Annotated in this window: 19 protein-coding genes; 7 read left to right on the top strand and 12 right to left on the bottom strand. The window is 28.5% G+C overall.

Annotated features, from left to right (window positions below; translation table 11 throughout):
• Positions 1 to 6 precede the first annotated feature (6 nt).
• Together ANHYDRO_RS07030 and ANHYDRO_RS07025 are read left to right on the top strand one after the other, a co-directional pair.
• Positions 7 to 681, top strand: a complete 675-nt coding sequence (locus ANHYDRO_RS07030; RefSeq protein WP_004815036.1) for a response regulator transcription factor — start codon at positions 7 to 9, stop codon at positions 679 to 681.
• Positions 678 to 1,796 carry a HAMP domain-containing sensor histidine kinase gene (locus ANHYDRO_RS07025; RefSeq protein WP_004815033.1) on the top strand — a complete coding sequence of 373 codons (1,119 nt, stop codon included), beginning with the start codon at positions 678 to 680 and terminating at the stop codon, positions 1,794 to 1,796. The genes ANHYDRO_RS07030 and ANHYDRO_RS07025 overlap by 4 nt, the downstream gene beginning before the upstream one ends.
• Before the next feature lie 36 nt (positions 1,797 to 1,832).
• On the opposite strand, the gene ANHYDRO_RS07020 is transcribed toward ANHYDRO_RS07025, so the two are convergent.
• The 12 genes from ANHYDRO_RS07020 to hpf form a co-directional block, all read right to left on the bottom strand.
• Positions 1,833 to 3,083, bottom strand: coding sequence for a dicarboxylate/amino acid:cation symporter (locus tag ANHYDRO_RS07020; protein ID WP_004815032.1), 1,251 nt, complete (start codon positions 3,081 to 3,083; stop codon positions 1,833 to 1,835).
• Between the two features lie 135 nt (positions 3,084 to 3,218).
• A complete protein-coding gene (gene trpS, locus ANHYDRO_RS07015) occupies positions 3,219 to 4,316 on the bottom strand; it encodes a tryptophan--tRNA ligase (RefSeq protein ID WP_004815029.1) in 1,098 nt (365 codons plus the stop codon).
• Between the two features lie 40 nt (positions 4,317 to 4,356).
• Positions 4,357 to 5,462, bottom strand: a protein-coding gene (gene prfB / locus ANHYDRO_RS07010; protein ID WP_187366933.1) for a peptide chain release factor 2 whose coding sequence is annotated in 2 segments (ribosomal slippage) — positions 4,357 to 5,153 and positions 5,153 to 5,462 — 1,107 coding nt in all. Because the reading frame shifts where the segments join, the coding sequence is not laid out codon by codon here.
• Positions 5,463 to 8,177 carry a preprotein translocase subunit SecA gene (gene secA / locus ANHYDRO_RS07005; protein WP_039914356.1) on the bottom strand — a complete coding sequence of 905 codons (2,715 nt, stop codon included), beginning with the start codon at positions 8,175 to 8,177 and terminating at the stop codon, positions 5,463 to 5,465.
• A gap of 120 nt (positions 8,178 to 8,297) precedes the next feature.
• The gene (gene aroQ, locus ANHYDRO_RS07000) at positions 8,298 to 8,729 is read right to left on the bottom strand and encodes a type II 3-dehydroquinate dehydratase (protein ID WP_004815022.1); all 432 of its coding nucleotides are present in this window, start codon (positions 8,727 to 8,729) and stop codon (positions 8,298 to 8,300) included.
• Complete coding sequence (locus tag ANHYDRO_RS06995; protein WP_004815020.1) at positions 8,710 to 9,750, bottom strand: shikimate kinase; 1,041 nt, start codon at positions 9,748 to 9,750, stop codon at positions 8,710 to 8,712. The genes aroQ and ANHYDRO_RS06995 overlap by 20 nt, the downstream gene beginning before the upstream one ends.
• On the bottom strand, positions 9,698 to 10,198 hold the full coding sequence (locus ANHYDRO_RS10780; RefSeq protein ID WP_004815019.1) for a chorismate mutase: 501 nt from the start codon (positions 10,196 to 10,198) through the stop codon (positions 9,698 to 9,700). The genes ANHYDRO_RS06995 and ANHYDRO_RS10780 overlap by 53 nt, the downstream gene beginning before the upstream one ends.
• Positions 10,199 to 11,095, bottom strand: a complete 897-nt coding sequence (locus ANHYDRO_RS06990) for a 3-phosphoshikimate 1-carboxyvinyltransferase (RefSeq protein ID WP_262359362.1) — start codon at positions 11,093 to 11,095, stop codon at positions 10,199 to 10,201. It abuts the gene before it with no gap.
• Positions 11,058 to 11,429: a 3-phosphoshikimate 1-carboxyvinyltransferase gene (locus tag ANHYDRO_RS11230; protein WP_004815016.1), complete on the bottom strand. Its 372-nt coding sequence runs from the start codon at positions 11,427 to 11,429 to the stop codon at positions 11,058 to 11,060. Before ANHYDRO_RS11230 ends, ANHYDRO_RS06990 begins: the two co-directional genes overlap by 38 nt.
• Complete coding sequence (gene aroB / locus ANHYDRO_RS06985; protein ID WP_004815013.1) at positions 11,416 to 12,447, bottom strand: 3-dehydroquinate synthase; 1,032 nt, start codon at positions 12,445 to 12,447, stop codon at positions 11,416 to 11,418. Before aroB ends, ANHYDRO_RS11230 begins: the two co-directional genes overlap by 14 nt.
• Positions 12,447 to 13,253, bottom strand: a complete 807-nt coding sequence (locus ANHYDRO_RS06980; RefSeq protein ID WP_004815012.1) for a prephenate dehydrogenase — start codon at positions 13,251 to 13,253, stop codon at positions 12,447 to 12,449. The genes aroB and ANHYDRO_RS06980 overlap by 1 nt, the downstream gene beginning before the upstream one ends.
• Positions 13,254 to 13,356: 103 nt before the next feature.
• Positions 13,357 to 13,887: a ribosome hibernation-promoting factor, HPF/YfiA family gene (hpf, locus tag ANHYDRO_RS06975; protein ID WP_004815010.1), complete on the bottom strand. Its 531-nt coding sequence runs from the start codon at positions 13,885 to 13,887 to the stop codon at positions 13,357 to 13,359.
• 114 nt (positions 13,888 to 14,001) lie between these two features.
• On the opposite strand from hpf, the gene ANHYDRO_RS10775 reads away from it, so the two are divergent.
• From ANHYDRO_RS10775 to ANHYDRO_RS06955, 5 genes are all read left to right on the top strand, one after another.
• The gene (locus ANHYDRO_RS10775) at positions 14,002 to 14,685 is read left to right on the top strand and encodes a hypothetical protein (RefSeq protein ID WP_004815008.1); all 684 of its coding nucleotides are present in this window, start codon (positions 14,002 to 14,004) and stop codon (positions 14,683 to 14,685) included.
• Positions 14,686 to 14,755: 70 nt separating this feature from the next.
• Positions 14,756 to 15,910, top strand: a complete 1,155-nt coding sequence (locus ANHYDRO_RS10770; RefSeq protein WP_004815007.1) for an alpha/beta hydrolase family protein — start codon at positions 14,756 to 14,758, stop codon at positions 15,908 to 15,910.
• The gene (locus ANHYDRO_RS06965; RefSeq protein WP_004815004.1) at positions 15,907 to 16,782 is read left to right on the top strand and encodes a YihY/virulence factor BrkB family protein; all 876 of its coding nucleotides are present in this window, start codon (positions 15,907 to 15,909) and stop codon (positions 16,780 to 16,782) included. Before ANHYDRO_RS10770 ends, ANHYDRO_RS06965 begins: the two co-directional genes overlap by 4 nt.
• Positions 16,782 to 17,474: a radical SAM protein gene (locus tag ANHYDRO_RS06960; protein ID WP_004815003.1), complete on the top strand. Its 693-nt coding sequence runs from the start codon at positions 16,782 to 16,784 to the stop codon at positions 17,472 to 17,474. The genes ANHYDRO_RS06965 and ANHYDRO_RS06960 overlap by 1 nt, the downstream gene beginning before the upstream one ends.
• The gene (locus ANHYDRO_RS06955; protein ID WP_004815001.1) at positions 17,474 to 18,010 is read left to right on the top strand and encodes a 5-formyltetrahydrofolate cyclo-ligase; all 537 of its coding nucleotides are present in this window, start codon (positions 17,474 to 17,476) and stop codon (positions 18,008 to 18,010) included. Before ANHYDRO_RS06960 ends, ANHYDRO_RS06955 begins: the two co-directional genes overlap by 1 nt.
• The last annotated feature ends 8 nt before the right edge of the window (positions 18,011 to 18,018 follow it).

Raw genomic sequence — 18,018 nt, 5'->3', positions numbered from 1 at the left:
GGTCTTATGAAGATTTTAATTGTTGAGGATGAACAAATTTTAAATGATACCATAAATAAGTCCTTAAAAAAATCAGGTTATGAGGTTGAATCAGCCTTTGATGGGATTGATGCTATGGAAATGATAGAAATTGAATCTTATGATTTAATAATTTTGGATTTGAACCTTCCCCATATGGATGGGATGGAAATTTTGAAAAATTTAAGAAAAGAAGATGAGGAAACCAAAGTTTTAATTCTTTCAGCCAGAAGTCAAATAAAAGATAAGGTTGAAGGACTTGATGCTGGTGCCAATGATTTTTTGCAAAAGCCCTTTCATTTGGATGAATTAAAGGCAAGGGTAAGGTCACTTACAAGAAGAAATTTTATCCAAAAAAATAGCGAAATTTCCTTTGATAAGATTGAATTTGACAGCAAAAATAGGAGGGTTTTTGTTGATGGTGAAGAACTTAAATTAACTCGTAAGGAAATAGGAATTTTAGAGTATTTACTTTTAAACCAAGGAAGGCCAATTAGCCAGGAAGAATTAATAGAGCACGTATGGGATTCAAGTGTTGATTTATTGAGCAATTCTATTAGGGTTCATATTTCTGCTTTGAGAAAAAAATTAAAGAATAAATTAAATTATGATCCAATAGAAAACAGGATTGGAGTTGGGTATTTATTGAGGAAAATTAAATGAAAAAAATATCATTAAGATTTAGGATTGCCATTCTTACCAGTATCCTAATAGCATTAACAAGTATTAGTCTAAACTTTTTCACAAATAAGACTGCTTATTTTTATATAGATTCCTTAGGTGGCTTTGTGGATAATGTAAAAGATGAAGACCTATATATAAATATAGATAAGGATAAGATAGTAAATTTCGAAAATAACTTTTCAAATCAAATAAATACAACAAAAATTAATTATACAAAAAAAACCTGGCTAATTACATCCCTTATCACTATTTTAGGTGGGCTAATTTCTTATTTTCTAAGTGGAAAATTTTTACAACCCTTAGATGATTTTTCTAAACAAATCGAGCAAATTCAGCTTAAAAATCTGACCTCATTCGAAGTAAAGGAAAACCCTATAAAAGAATTTGAAAATTTAACCAAAACATTCAACCAAATGCTTGAAAGACTCGATAAGTCCTATGAAATAGAAAGAGATTTTACAGCAAGGGCTGCCCACGAATTAAGGACTCCCCTTACAATAATAAATTCTCAAATCGACCTTTATGAAGAAAGCGAGATGGATGAAAAAGAAACCAAGGATTTGATGGATAAGATAAAGACTGAAAGTGACAGGTTATCAAAACTTGTAACAAGCCTGCTTGATTTAAGCGAATTAAGGTCAGTTTCAAGAAATGAAAAAATAGAGCTATCTTCCTTAATAGAAGAGGCTATTCAAGATTTATCATTTATTGCTGATAAGAAAAATATAAGCATTCAAAATATGTGCCAAGAAATCTATATCCTTGCTAATGATACTTTAATCTATAGGGTTTTTTATAATCTTATAGAAAATTCTATAAAATATAATGTAGAAAATGGATACATAAAGATTTATTCAAAAATAAATAATGATTTTGTAGAAATTTTTGTAGAAGATAGCGGAATTGGCATAGATGAAAAAGAAAAAGAAAATATATTTAAAGCCTTTTATAGGATAAATAATACAAACGAAAAAGGATCAGGCCTTGGCCTATCCCTTGCTATGGAGACAATAAAAATTCATGGTGGAAATATTAAAGTTGAAAATATAGATAAGGGATCACTTATAAAAATCTCCCTTCCAATATTAAAATGAGCACAAAAAAACTAGGCTATTGCCTAGTTTTTTACATTAAATTTCTTTAGCATTTATAATTTCATCATTGAAACCGTCTTTGTAGTCATTATTTTTAACTATATGTTTATTAAAGATCTTATCTATACCAACAGAGATTGCTGTATCTCCTGATATATTTGCTGCAGTTCCAAATGAATCTTGTGTTAGATAAAGTGTGATCAATAATGATGCAAGTTCCCCTTCTGAAGGAATTCCTACAACTGGTAAAAATGGTAGGGCACTCATTACAGCTCCACCTGGTGCTCCAGGTGCTGCAACCATTGCTATTCCTAAAATTGACATATATCTTAACATTAATAGGTAAGAATGATCCATTCCATACATAGTTAAGATTGTAAATGTACAAGCTGTGATTGTAATCATTGATCCTGGCATGTGAACTGTAGCTCCAAGAGGGATAACAAAATCTCTTATTCCCTTACTAACGCTATTTTGTTTAGCACATTCTAAGTTTACTGGAATTGTAGCAACTGATGATTGTGTACCAACAGCTGTTAGATATCCCTTTACTTGATTTTTTATTAATGTAAGAGGATTTTTCTTTGTGTAAACACCATTTATTATAAATAAAGCAGATACATATAATAAGTGGAGGGCAATTACACATATGAAAATTTTCCAGAATATTGATAAAACTGCGAAAACAGATCCTGTAAAGGCCATTTTTGAGAAATTACCAAAAATGAAAAATGGTAATAATGGAACAATTGCTGTTGATAAAACTTTAGTAATTATTTCATTAAATTCCCCAATAAGACCATAAGAAAATTCTCCCTTGCCGTGTTTTCTTAACCAAGAAATTGAAATTCCCATCATAAAGGCAAAAATAATTGCTGATGTAACATCAAAAAATGGTGTGATAGGCACTTCAAAAAATGGATTAACTTCAATTTTACTTGAAGCTTGAATTTTAGAAACTTGGTCTTGGCTTATAAAAGCTGGGAAAATATTTGAACTCATCAAATAGGATAAGGATCCACCAACTATTGTTGAAGTGTATGCAATAAGAACTGTTACTGCAAGTAACCTTCCAGCTCCCTCTCCAAGGTCAGCTATTCCTTTAGTAACAAAAGCGATAATCATAAGTGGTATAACAAAGTTTAAAAATGCACCAAAAATAGATGAGAATGTAACTGCAATTCTTACAAACCATTCTGGTAAATATAAACCTGCTAGAGTACCTAAGGCAATCGCTATCAATAATTTTGGTATTAAACCTAATTTTTTCTTTTCAGATTTACTCATATTTATTTAAATACTCCTTTTTTCAACTATATTATTATGTAAAATTTATATAGTTCTTTTCATGACTACCTTTTCATTATAAGACAAAAAATAAAAAAGTGCAAATAAAATCGCACTTTTTTAACAATTTTTAATTTAATTATTATATTCTTGGTCATATTTTTTTTGAAGTTCAGAAATTAAATTTATATCATCAAAATAATTTATCCCCATAGCTTCTTTTACTTGTTTTAATTTATTTTGACCATAGGCACTTGCTTCTTTTGAACCATTTTCCATAATTTCAAATAGTTTAGAAATATCTTTAGCGTAATATGCTCTTCTTTCTCTAATTGGTTCTAGAAAATCTTCCAAAACTTTATTTAAAAATTTCTTAATTTTAACATCACCCAGACCCCCACGTCTGTAATGATCTTTTAATTCATCTAAATTTTTATATTCCGGATAAAATTTTTCGAAATGATAATCTTCACAAAAAGCATCAAGGTAAGTAAAGACAGTATTGCCTTCAACTTTTCCAGGATCAGATACTTTGATATGGTCTGGATCTGTAAACATAGACATTACTTTTCTTTTCACTTCTTTTTTAGAATCTGATAAGTAAATACAATTGTCTAAGGACTTACTCATTTTATTAGATCCATCAATTCCTGGCAGTCTCCTACAAACTTTATTTTCTGGAATAACAGCCTTAGGCTCCCTAAAAATTTCCTTATAAGTATGGTTAAATGACCTAACCAATTCTCTAGCTTGTTCAAGCATAGGCTCTTGGTCTTCTCCTACTGGAACTATATTTGAATCAAATAAAATAATATCTGATGTTTGGCTTACCGGGTAAATTAAAAATCCTGTAGGAAGACTTGTCTCAAAATTTTTTGATTTAATCTCATTTTTTACTGTAGGATTTCTCTCAAGTCTTGACAGACTTACCAAATTTAATAAATAAAAAGTTAATTCTGTAAGTTCTTTTACGTAAGATTGAACAAAAAATGTAACTTTTTCAGGATCAAGTCCTACTGACAAATAATCAAGCATAACCTCAGTTATATTTTCCCTGATTTTTGTAGGATTATCAAAATTATCTGTTAGAGCTTGGGCATCAGCAATCATAACATACATTTTGTCATAATTTCCCTCATTTTGAATTTTAACCCTATTTCTCAAAGATCCAACATAATGGCCCAAGTGAAGTTTTCCTGTTGGTCTATCACCGGTTAATATTATATCTTTCATTTTTTCTCCTTTTATTTAATAAAAAATAAGGGAAAGATTATTACTCTCCCTTATTAGCTAAATATGCATCTATAAATCCATCAATATCTCCATCCATAACACTTTCTACATTTCCAACTTCGAAATTTGTTCTATGATCTTTAACCAAAGTGTACGGATGAAAAACATAAGATCTTATTTGACTTCCCCATGCTATTTGGGTGTAGTTTCCTTGAATATCTTCAATTTTTTCTCTATGTTCTTCTTCCTTAATTTGAGTAAGTTTTGCTAAAAGAAGTTTCATAGCAGTTTCCTTATTTTGAGTTTGACTTCTTTCAGCCTGACTTGAGGCAATTACTCCTGTAGGAATATGGGTAATTCTTACAGCAGAATCAGTTTTATTGACGTGTTGGCCGCCAGCTCCACTTGCCCTATAAGTATCAATCCTTAAATCTTTAGGATCAATTTCAACACTCATATCATCATTTAGCTCTGGAAAAATATCTATTGATGCAAAAGATGTATGGCGCCTTTTAGATGAGTCAAAAGGAGAAATTCTAACAAGTCTATGAACTCCTCTTTCTCCTTTTAAATATCCATAAGCAAAAGATCCTTTGATATGAATAGTTGCAGACTTTATTCCACCGGCTTCTTCATTGTTTAAATCTGTAATATCAAATTTAAAATTTCGTCTTTCAAAAAATCTTGTGTACATTCTCATAAGCATTTCTGCCCAATCAGTAGCCTCAAGACCACCAGCGCCTGCATGAATTACCATATATGCATTATTTTTATCATATTCTCCGTCAAGTTCAGTTTTTATTTTAAAAGATGATATTTCTTTTTTAACATATTTAAAGAATTTTCTACATCAACTAAACTATCTAACTCTTCGTTTGTTTCTTCAATTATATCAATTAGATCTGATTGATCTTCTAATTCCTCTTTTAAATTTATAAAAGTTTTATAATCATCTTTTTTATCTGAAAGATCAGCCATAATTTCTTGGGCTTTTTGACTATCATCCCAAAAATTTTCTTTTAAGGTTTCTTTTTCAATATTTTTTATTTCTTTAAAAAGATTATCAGGATCAAGATGAGCTCCAATCATTTTAAGATTTTTATCAAGTTCTTTAATGATTTCTCTTAACTCATAAATTTCTGCCATCTAATTACCCTTAATATTTCCTTTTTTTGCTTCTCTTTTTAATCTTCTTCTTTCAGCCCTATTTGTTGCTTGGTCAGGACTTTCTGCGTTTTCAACACTTTCTTCATCAGGTTTTAAGACTTGTTTTCTTTCAATATTTTGTCTTATTTCAACACCCATCATAAGTCTAACAGTTTCTTCTTGGATAGAATTTGTCATCTCTTCATACATTTCAAATCCAGAGTTTGTGTAAGCACGAACAGGATCATCATTTCCCATAGCTCTTACACCAATTTCTTTTCTCATTTGATCCATTGCATCGATGTGTTCCATCCATTTTGTATCAATTACTCTTAGAAGAACTACCCTTTCAACTTCTCTCATATTATCTTCACCAAATTGTTTTTCTTTTTCTTCATATTTATTTAAGGTTGTTTGGTAAATATAATCTATTAATTTTTCTTGGGTATAATCGTTAATATTTTCAAATCTTAAAAGTTCAACCGGGATTGCTATAGATTTTAAATGGTTTAGTAAGGCTACCATTTCCCAATTTTCCGGTTTAATTTGTGGGTTTGTAAATGAATATACAGCTTGAGAAATTGAATCTTTTATCATTGATAAGATAGAATCTCTCATGTTTTCTCCATAAAGAACTTGTTTTCTTTCGTTATAGATTATTGTTCTTTGTTTATTCATTACATCATCATATTGGAGGACTCTTTTTCTTGTTGCAAAGTTATTTGCTTCAACTCTTGTTTGAGCCTTTTCAATTGATCTTGTAACCATTCTTGATACAATTGGTTCATCTTCTGGATAATTGTAATTTTCTACAAATTTAGAAATTTGTTCTCCTACATTTAATCTAATTAGATCATCCTTTAATGAGATGAAAAATCTAGATTTTCCTGGGTCTCCTTGTCTTCCTGAACGTCCTCTCAATTGGTTATCAATTCTTCTAGACTCGTGTCTTTCAGAACCAATTATATAAAGACCACCAACTTCTCTTACCTTTTTAGCTTCTTTATCAATTTCAGGTTTTACAAGTGATTTATAATGTTTATATTTTTTTCTTGCATCTAATATTTCTTGGTTGTCTGTTTCTTGGAAAGAGTCTACTTGTTCTAATAATTCATCAGAAATTCCTTCTCTTTTAAGTCTTTGTTTCGCCATATGATCAGCATTTCCACCAAGCATAATATCAGTACCACGACCTGCCATGTTTGTAGCGATTGTTACAGAATTAAGTCTACCTGCTTGTGCTACAATATCAGCTTCTCTTTCGTGATTTTTAGCATTTAATACAACGTGTTTAATTTTTTCTTTTTTAAGAGCATTTGATAATTTTTCAGAATTTTCAATTGAAATTGTACCAACTAGGATTGGTTGACCTGTTGCATGAACTTTTTTAATTTCTTCAATTATTGCATTGTATTTTCCATTTTCATTTATATAAACATAGTCTACATCATCAACTCTTTGGATTGGTCTATTTGTAGGAATTTCTACAACGTCTAGGTTATAAATTTCTGAAAATTCTTCTTCCTCTGTTTTTGCAGTACCAGTCATTCCTGATAATTTATCATACATCCTAAAGTAATTTTGGAAGGTAATTGTTGCAAGGGTTTTTGATTCTGATTGAACTTCAACTCCTTCTTTGGCCTCGATTGCTTGGTGAAGACCATCTGAGTATCTTCTTCCTTGCATGATACGACCTGTAAATTCATCTACAATCATTACCTCGCCCTTGTTTACAACATAATCAATGTCTCTTGTCATAGTTGTATTTGCTTTTAGGGCATTGTTAATGTAGTGAGCAAGCTCTAAGTGTTCTGGGTCTGATAAATTTTCAATACCAAAGAATTTTTCAGCTTTAGCTGTACCTTGTTCTGTAAGGTTTGATGATTTTCTTTTTTCATCTACCAAGAAATCTACTTTTTCTACAACAAATTCCCTATCAAAAGGATCTTGGTCTAAGTCTTCATTTGGATCTAAAATTCTTCCTTCAAGTCCTTTTATAAATTCATCGGCTTTTTTATAAGTATCTGTAGATTCATCACCTTCTCCAGAAATTATAAGTGGAGTTCTTGCCTCATCTATTAAAATTGAGTCAACCTCATCGACTATGGCATAATGAAGTCCTCTTTGAACCATATTATCCTTATAAATAACCATGTTATCTCTTAGGTAATCAAAACCAAATTGGTTGTTTGTACCATAAGTTATATCGCAGTTATAATTTTTTTGTCTTTCAGAATTTGTAAGCCCATAAATAATACAACCTACAGTAAGACCTAAAAATGAATAAACTTTTCCCATCCACTCTTGGTCACGTTTTGCAAGGTAATCATTTACTGTAACTACATGGACGCCTTTTCCGTCAAGGGCATTTAAATAAGCAGGAAGAGTTTCAACTAAAGTTTTTCCTTCTCCTGTTTTCATTTCTGCTATTTGTCCATTATGTAGAACAATGCCTCCCAACAATTGCACAGGATAATGTTTCATACCCAAAACCCTGTCACTTGCTTCTCTTACTGTGGCAAATGCTTCTACCAAAAGATCATCTAAACTTTCTCCGTTTTTTAGTCTTTCTTTAAATTCATTTGTTTTATTTTGTAACTGTTTATCTGTTAATTTTTGCATGTCTTCATCTAGTGCTAAAATTTTGTCAACTAATTTTTGGTTGTTGGCAATTTCTTTTTGACTAAATGTTTTAAATATATTTAATAACGCCAAATCTTTCACCTCTAATTCACTGTATATCCTACCTTTTTTATTACTTTTATCAATAAGATAGGATTAAATTATCACAAATATAATATTAAATGAAAATCTATCAATTGTAAAATAAATTTACTATTTAAAATTTTCTTCTAAATAATCAATTGCTTCTATATAGCCCTCAAAGCCCTTACCCTTTATAGTTTTTTTTGCAAAATAAGAAACGTAGGATATTTTTCTAAATTCTTCTCTCTTATCAACATCTGTTAAATGAACTTCTACTGTTGGAATATTTACAGCTTTTAGGGCATCTAGGATTGCAACTGATGTGTGGGTGTAGGCTGCAGGATTTATAACTATGCCATCATAAAGTTTGTAAGCTTCTTGAATTTTATTTATAATTTGTCCTTCAGAATTTGATTGGTAGATTTCAATTTCTATATCCTTATCATCAGTGTAATCTTTTATGCATTTAATCAAATCCTTATAAGTCTTGTTTCCATAAAGTTCTCTTTCTCTAATTCCGAGCATATTTATATTGGGTCCATTAATTACTAATATTCTCATAAAATTTCTCCTCAATTTCTTTTGCACATTTGTCTAAATCTGTATTATATACTTCCAAATCTTTAAATTTATCATATAAATCTTTTCTTTTATTATATAAAAAATCTAAGTCATATTTTTTTGATAGGGGTCTTCCTTCAATTTCTAAATTTTCTAAATCTCTTTTTACATTAACAATTATAGAATTTTCTTTAAGCCTATAATAATTTTCTTCTTTTTCTACAATTCCACCACCACAGCTAATAATTTGTCCTGTTTTTTTTGAAAATTCTTTAAGGATTTGACTTTCCTTATCTCTAAACTTATCTTCTCCATAATTTTTGAAAAATTCTTCTATATTTCCATATTTTTTTTCAAATTCTAAGTCAAGGTCAATAAAATTTCTTTTCATATTTTCTGCCAATATCCTTCCAAGAGATGTTTTTCCAGATCCTGGCATTCCAATGAGGGCTATATTTAGCTGATTTTTCATAAGAGAATTTCTAATTTTTGTTATAAGATCTTGGTCAAAAGTTTTATCCAGAAATAATTCACTTGCCTTAACAGCTTGGGCAATAAGCATGTCAATCCCACAGGCATATTTTATGTTTTTTAACTTTGCCTCTATTAAAATTCTTGTCATATTTGGATTGTAAATTAAATCCACAAGTCCCTCTAATTTTTTAAAATTATCAAGCTTTATATGATCTAAAAATTCTCCATTATTTGGATACATACCAACAGGGGTTGTATTTACAATAATTTCAAAATCCCTATAATCTTTTTCATCTTTAAAATAAGGTTTAAATCTTCTTGATAAAAATACAATTTCTTTTGCACCCAAATCTTTTAAAACTGCTTCAACTGTTTTTGATGATGCTCCTTTTCCAAGAATCAAACACTTCTTATCCCTTATTTCTATTTTATTTTTTTTAAGATTATATAAAAAACCATAATAATCTGTATTATATCCGTAAAGTTTTCCGTTTTTATTTACAATTGTATTTACAGCCCCAATTTTTTTTTGCCTTATTAGACACAAAATCTAGGTATTTAATTACCTTTTCTTTATATGGAATAGTAACATTTATCCCCTTAAAATCTTTTTTTTCAAAAAAATCATCTAAGTCTTCTTGGTTTTTTTCAAAATATTGGTAATCATAATAACCGATTTTTTCATGGATTATTTTTGAATAAGAATGGCCTAATTTTTTTCCTAAAAGTCCATAATTTTTATCATTTCTTTGTAGATTTTTAGATTGGTCCATTATTTCTTGATAAATTTTTACGAAATATTTCCCGTATTCAGGATTTTTTTCTTGAATTTTTTTTAGAATTTCTTTCTCCCTAATTGGATCATAAACTTTTTTATTGTGAGATATCTTGTAGGCCCTTACTTTTTTTGAAAGGTCAAACCTTTCTTCTAGTAATTTTATAATTTTATCATCGACTTTGTTTATATTTTCTCTAATATCTTTTATATCGTCCATTTAAGCTCCTAGATATTTAATTCTACCACCAAGTTTTTCAAAAGTTTTGAAAAATGATGGGTAGGACTTATTTACTGCCTTATAGTTTTTTATTATTATGTCTTCTTTTGCAAGTAAAGATCCTATACTTGCAGCCATTACTATCCTGTGATCATTAAAAGAATCAACTACTCCTCCACTTATTTTTCCAGAAATTTTAAGACCGTCTCCAAGGATTTGGCAATTTGCTCCCAAATCATTTAACATCTTTGAAGTTGATTCTAACCTATCACTTTCCTTAAGTCTTAATCTTTCTCCATTAATAATGTAGGAAGTTTTATCTAAAGATGTGAGTAAAATTGCAACTATTGGGCAAAGGTCTGGTATTTGTGAAATATCTATTTTTAATTCTTTGTTCTCTTCTTTACACTTTTTAATTTTTTGACAAATTTCAACAATTTCCCTATCTTTTTGTAGGGAATTTTTATCTAAATTAGATATTTTTATTTTTGAACCAAGTAAATTTGCCCCATAAAAAAAAGCAGCATTTGACCAATCACCTTCAACTATATAATTTTTTGGTGATTTTAATTCTGGATTTTCGATAATATAGGAGTGTTTATCTTTTTTTACATCTACATTAAAATCCTTTAAAACTTTTCTTGTTATATCAATATAACCAATAGATTCTGGTTTTTCAGATAATTTTATATAAGTTTTTCCCTTTAATTTACTTGCAGCAAGCATAATTGCTGTTATATATTGGCTTGATTTATTTTCCAAAAATTCAAACTGGCCTGCTTTTAAATTTCCTTTTATAGTGTAGGGAATTTTGTCAGCTGAAATTTCTAGGCCATGCTTTCTTAAATTATTAATTAGTTCAAGGTTTGGTCTTTGGGCAAGTCTTTTTTCTCCTATTATTTTTGTATTTTTTGAAAAATGAGAAGAAACTCCTGTAAAAAAATCTCAAAGAAGATCCCGATTCGTACATATCAATTGAAGCTTGATCTATTTTTTCTTTTGGAGGAATAATTTTTACATAATTTTCATTTTTTTCAATTCCTACCCCCAAATTTTTAAGCCCATCTATAGTAACATTTATATCTTTTGAAAATTCATTTATATAAATATTAGTAGTATTATTTGAAAGAGCTGCCATAATAAGGGCCCTATGGGCAAAAGATTTGGATGAAATTGCATCAATTTCTCCAACAAGTTTTGATGGGTGGATTAAAATGTCATCTGTTTTCATAAATTTTCCTCAAATCATTAAAGTCTATCTTTAAAATTTCACAAGTTCCAAGTTTTTTAACAATTATTATATTAATCTTATCTTCTCTGGATTTTTTATCCACCTTGCAAATTTTTATAATATCTTCTGTATCAAAGTCTATGTCGTAGTCTAGGTCATATTTTTCTAAAACTTTTACAAAATCATGGTAAAAATCTTCATAAAAATATTTGACCATAATTTTCATGCCAAGGGCAACTGCATGGCCATGACTTATATTAAAATCAGACTTTATTTCTATGGCATGGGCAAAGGTATGACCATAGTTTAAAATTTGTCTGATACCATAATCTTTTTCGTCTTCTTTTACCAAATCTTTTTTAATATTCAGACATTTTTTTATAATTGATGGAAGGTTTGGATAAGATTTTGTAACATTTTCTTTTGAAATTTCATCAAATATGGAACTATCCCTAATCATTCCATATTTAATGGCCTCTCCCAAACCATCTTTAAAATAATAATCTGATAAAGTTTTTAGGAAATTTGTATCAATAAAAACTTTTTTTGGTTGGTAAAAGGCTCCACACAAATTTTTCCCAGCTTTTAAATTTACTGCAGTTTTGCCTCCAACAGATGAATCAATCGCAGATAAAAATGTAGTTGGAACCATAATAAAATCAAGGCCCCTAAGGTAAAGTGATGAAAAAAGACCTGAAATATCTCCAACTACTCCGCCCCCAAAGGCTATTACTAAATCTGACCTTCTATATTCATTTTCTGCTGCAAATTCTAGGATACTTATCAAATTTTCTGTAGACTTTGACTTCTCTCCATTTTTTAAAATGTATTTATTAAAAGTAAATCCTTCTAGCTCTTTTTCAAGTTTTTCTCCGTGAATTTTATAAAGATAATCATCACTAATTACTAAAATTTTAGAATTTGGATAAAATTCTTTCAAATATGTATTTAATTCTTCTATTACATTCTCCCCTATGTCTATATCATAAGGATTTGCTAAATCGACTCTTAATCTCATTACCACATCTTCTTTCTTATATCATTTCCTTTTTTTAGTTGGGCTTTTAACCTTTCTAGGTCATCATTTTCAAGTTCACTTTTTAAATCTTTTAAATTTTTTATCATTAGATCTATATCTTTAATCAAAAAATCTTTGTTTAATAAAAACAATTCTGACCACAAATTTTCATCAATTTTTGATACCCTGGTCATATCTTTTAAACTTCCAGCAGAAAAGCCATCATGGTCAATGGATTTTTCATTTAAAACATAGGCATTAGAAATCACATGGCAAAGCTGGGATGTAAAAGAAATCATTTGGTCATGTTTTTTAAGACTTGCCTTTACAAATTTATTAAAACCAATTTTTTTAAACAAGAAAATTTCCTCGTCATCTAAATCATCAAGATAAATCATAGAAGCATCAGTGTATAAATCTTTCAAAGAAGATTCAAATCCATAAACTTCTCTTCCAGCCATTGGATGGATAGACTTATAGGTAAAAGAATACTTTTTTGATAAGTCTTTTATATATGGATACAAGTTATTTTTCACTCCAGAGATTTCCATAACTGTATTGGATAAATATTTATAATTTTCTTCAACAAATTTTTTAATACTTGAAGGATTCAAACAAATGATTGTAAGGTCCATATTTTTAAACTCATTTTTATTATCTATTATTTTTATTCCTAAATTTCGGGCATCTTTTATGGTTTTTTCATTAATATCGTATCCGTAAACTATATTATCACTATACTCTATAAAAGCTTTAGCAAAAGAACCACCCATTAATCCTAAACCTACTATAGCAATTTTTTTCATTATTCTTTCCTTATATTTAAATATTTTTCTTTATATTATATCAAAATATTTTAATTAGTAAAAACAAAAAAACTGCTGCAAAAAATGCAGCAGTGAAAATTATTTATTCTGGAATAATTAATCCGTAATGACCATCTTTTCTTTTATATACAAGTCTTGTTTTCATATCTTGATCATCTAAGTATAAAAAGAAATCATGGTTTAAAAGTTCCATTTGCATACAAGCTTCCTCATCGCTCATAGGCCTTAGGAGAATTTCTTTTTCTCTTTTAATTATTGGATCATCCTCTTTTTCTTCATCAACTTTATCAAAGGATTCAAACTTTATAGATTCTCCACTTCTTCTGTTTCTTTGAAGTTTTGTTTTTTGTTTTCTAATTTGACGAACCAAGGCATCTATTACCTTATCAATTCCTGTAGAGAAATCTTCATTTACTTCCTCAGCCCTTAAAATTGTTCCGCCTTTAAGAAAAATTGTTGATTCAACTTTTTTAAAATTACCTTCGGTAGAAAATTTGAGGTCCATTTCTTCTTCCTTGTTAAAATATTTGTCAAGCCTATCAAATTTTTCCTTAGCTTCTTCTTTTAAGCTTTCATAAACATTGATGTTTTTACCTTTAATATTTAGTTTCATAATTGAACCTCCATCATTTTGATATTATATATATACCCTGATAAGCTGTGGGTAAACCTTTTATTTTTCTTTATTAAAAAATTAATGTATAATATATAAAAATGAGGAGGAAGTATGGAGAAAACAAAAATAAATGATATTTTAAAATATGATTTTTATTCAAATCTTGAAATATCAAACGATCAAAAATATCTTGCATTTTTAAAAACAAATGCAAATTTTCATAAAAATAAATATGATTCTTTTTTATATGCTTATGATATAGAAAAAAAGAAAAGTTTTAAAATTGCTGATAATAAAAATATTGGACTTTTTATTTTTGATGAGGATGATAATATTATTTATAGGGAAAAATCTGATGACGAATTTGATTATTTTTATAAAAAGGATAGGTCAATGGAAATAGGGTCCTTGGATTTTAAAATAGATAAAAATGTGTCCTTTATCAAAGATTTAAAAAACGGATATTTTTTAATCAAGGCCAGCAATAAATTATCAAAAGACCAATTAAAAACTCAAAAAGAAAATTCTTTTTATAAAGAAGTTACAAATGTACCTTTTTGGTTTAATGGGTCAGGTTATATAAAAGATAAAGTTGAGTCCTTATATTTTTATAAAAAGGATGAAAACAAACTAGAAAAAATTAGAGAATTTGAAAATGAGACCTTAAATGCCTTTGCAATTAACAAAAATTTAGATAAAATTGCCCTTGTTATAGGAAAAAATGATAATAAGCTAGCAAGGCTAAAAGATGATTTAGTTTTTTTAGATTTAAAAATAAAAAAGAGAAAATTATAATAGAAAATACTTTTTCTTATTATGATTTATTTTTTCTAGTAATGACGAAATAATCTTTATTGCTACTGATATGAAAAAAGGTGGCATAAATGAAGATGCCTTTATTTTTAAAAGTGATTGTTCAGGAAATTTTGAGAAAATTTCTCCAGATGATTTTGACAAGTCCTTTGGAAATTCAATAGGAACTGACGCAAGATATGGATCTTGTAGAAGTTTTGAGTTTAAAGATGATAAGCTTTATTTTATAGTTACAGAAAAGGAAGAAGCTAAGCTTTATTCTATGGATTTAAAGGGAGAATTAAAGCTAGAAATATCTGGATGTGTAGAAGATTTTGTAATAGCTGATGACAATATTTATTATTTTTATATAACAGAAGATAGGCTTTCTCATTTAAAAGATAAGAAAAATAATTTGATTTTACTTGATAATAAAATAAATTCAAAACTTGGAAAAATTAATGAATTTTTCTATGAATCAAATGGGGATAAAATTCGTGGCTATGTTATTTTGCCAGTGGATTTTGATAAAAATAAAAAATATCCAACTCTTTTATCAATCCACGGTGGACCAAAAACAGAACTATCAAATATTTTCCACCACGAACACCAAGTTTTTGCTAATGATGGCTATATAATTATTTACACAAATCCTCACGGATCAAGTGGAAATGGTGTAAAATATTCTGATATTAGGGGAAAATATGGATCTATTGACTACCAAGATTTGATGAATTTTACAGATAATGCCATAGAAAAATTCCCACAAATTGATAAAGATAATATGGGAGTTTATGGTGGATCTTATGGCGGCTTTATGACAAATTGGATAATTTCTCACAATGATCGCTTTAAGGCTGCAAATTCTCAAAGATCAATTTCAAATTGGACTTCCTTTTATGGGGTTTCAGATATAGGATATTATTTTGGACCTGACCAAACAGGAGCAAATCCTTGGGATAATTTAGAAAAAATGTGGGACCAATCTCCTATTAAATATGCTAAAAATGTAAAAACTCCAACCATGTTTATCCATTCAGATGAAGATTATAGGTGTCCATTGGAACAAGGTCTTCAAATGTATACGAGGATAAAAGAAAATGGAGTGGAGGCAAAAATGTATATATTCCATGGAGAAAATCACGAACTTTCAAGATCAGGCAAGCCAAAAGCAAGAATAAAAAGACTTGAGGCAATAAAAGAATGGTTTGATAGGTATTTAAAATGAAAATAAAATCGTCTAATATTAAAAAATTCATCTTAAATTTGATAGAAAGAATTAGGAACCATGACCTTATGACCCTTGCCTCTTCCCTTTCTTATTATTTTTTGTCAGCAGCAATTCCCATGCTATTGGTTTTATTAAACCTTGTTACAAAATATATGAAGGGAAATGAGGATGTGGTAATTGAATTTATAAAATTACTTCCCGATTCAATAAGGGGAGTAATTTTGTTGATTGTAAAATCAATAATTGATTCAGGCTCAGCCTCAACAATTTCAACAATCACCCTAATTTTTGCACTTTGGTCTGCATCAAAGGGAGTTTCAAAAATAATTCTTGCCATAAATGTAGCCTATGGACTTGAAGATGATCATTCAATGATAAAAAATAAAATATTTGGATTTTTGTATACCTTTATCCTAATATTTATTTTGATTTTTATGTTTTTATTAAAAATTTATTCAAATGGAATCTTAAGAATAATAGAAGATGTTTTGAAAATTGTAAATTCTTCATTCTCCCTGGATGAATTTACCTGGCTAATAAATTTAATTTCTGGAATTATTCCACCAATAATATTAATTTTGGGATTAACACTCTTGTACAAGGCTGCACCATATAATAATTCAATAAAAATAAAATTCAAAGATGCCTTTGTAGGATCAATTTCTACAAGCCTTATGATTTTTATTACAAGTTTTGGATATTCCTATTTCCTAAAAAACATGAGTAATATGTCAGTAATTTATGGGGCCTTGGCAGGAATAATAGCTCTTTTAGTTTGGATGCTACTATTCTCCCTTACCATAATTTTGGGAGCAGAAATCATAGCAGCTTATATGAAAACTAAAAATAATTATAGGAAGTTAAGATAATGGAAAGATATTCAACTATAGATAAAAAATATAAAAGAGAAATAGTCCTTTTAAAAGCAAGACCATGCAGGTGGGGAAAATGTAGGTTTTGCGACTATATAGAAGATAATGAAATAGATGAAGAAAAAATTGACCAAATAAATAAAAAAGTTTTGAAAAAAGTTACAGGAAAATATGGGGTTCTTGAAGTAATAGATTCAGCTTCGTTTTTTGAGTTAACAGAAAATACCAAAAAGATGATTAAAGAAATAGTCAATGAAAAAAACATCCACACCCTATTTTTTGAATGCCATTGGATTTACAGAAACAAAGTCCACGAAATTAGAGAATATTTTAAAAATCAAAAAATAATTATTAAAACTGGAGTTGAAACTTTTGACAATGATTTTCGTGAAAATTATTTAAAAAAAGGAGCTGGTTTTAAAAATTATAAGGAGGTTTTAAAGTATTTTGATTCTCCCTGCCTTATGGTTGGCATAAAGGGACAGACAAAAGAAATGATTGATAGGGATATGGAAATTATTTTAAATAATTTCCCCCATGCCACTGTAAATGTCTTTAATGAAAATTCAACAGATGTCAAAAGAGATGATGAGCTTGTAAATTGGTTTTTGAAAAAATATCACGACAAATTAAAAGAAAATCCAAAAATTGACTACCTTTATAATATTACAGATTTTGGAGTAGGCTGATGAAAAATGAGCTTAGAAGATATTTTATAAATAATAGGAAAAAAATTAACCTAGATGATAAAAAAAATTGGGATAAAAAAATTAAAGAAAAGGTCACAAAAAGTAATTTTTATAAAAATGCCAAGTCAATTTTCATTTATTATTCGACAGATTATGAAATTGATACAAAAAAAATAATTAAAGAGGCTTTTTTAGATAAAAAGGAAGTTTATATTCCAAAAATTACAGGAAGGCATCAAATGATTCCTGTTTTACTTAAATCCTTTGATGATCTTATTGATGGAAATTACAAGATAAAAACTTCAAAACGAGATGAAACAAAAGAAAATATTGACCTTACCATAGTGCCAGGACTTTCCTTTGATCAAAATAAATATAGGCTTGGCTATGGCGGAGGCTTTTATGATTATTATTTAAAAAATCATAAGTCCTTTTATGTAGGTTTGTTTTATCAAATAAATAAATCTTATAAATTAAATTTCAATGATTTTGACCGAAAATTAGATTTGGTAATTACAGATAAAAAAAATTATTAAAAAATCCT

It is taken from the genome of Anaerococcus hydrogenalis DSM 7454 (assembly GCF_000173355.1).
Classification (GTDB): domain Bacteria; phylum Bacillota; class Clostridia; order Tissierellales; family Peptoniphilaceae; genus Anaerococcus; species Anaerococcus hydrogenalis.
The sequence above is the reverse complement of the archived record's forward strand: the minus strand, read 5'-3'. Positions and strand labels throughout refer to the sequence as shown.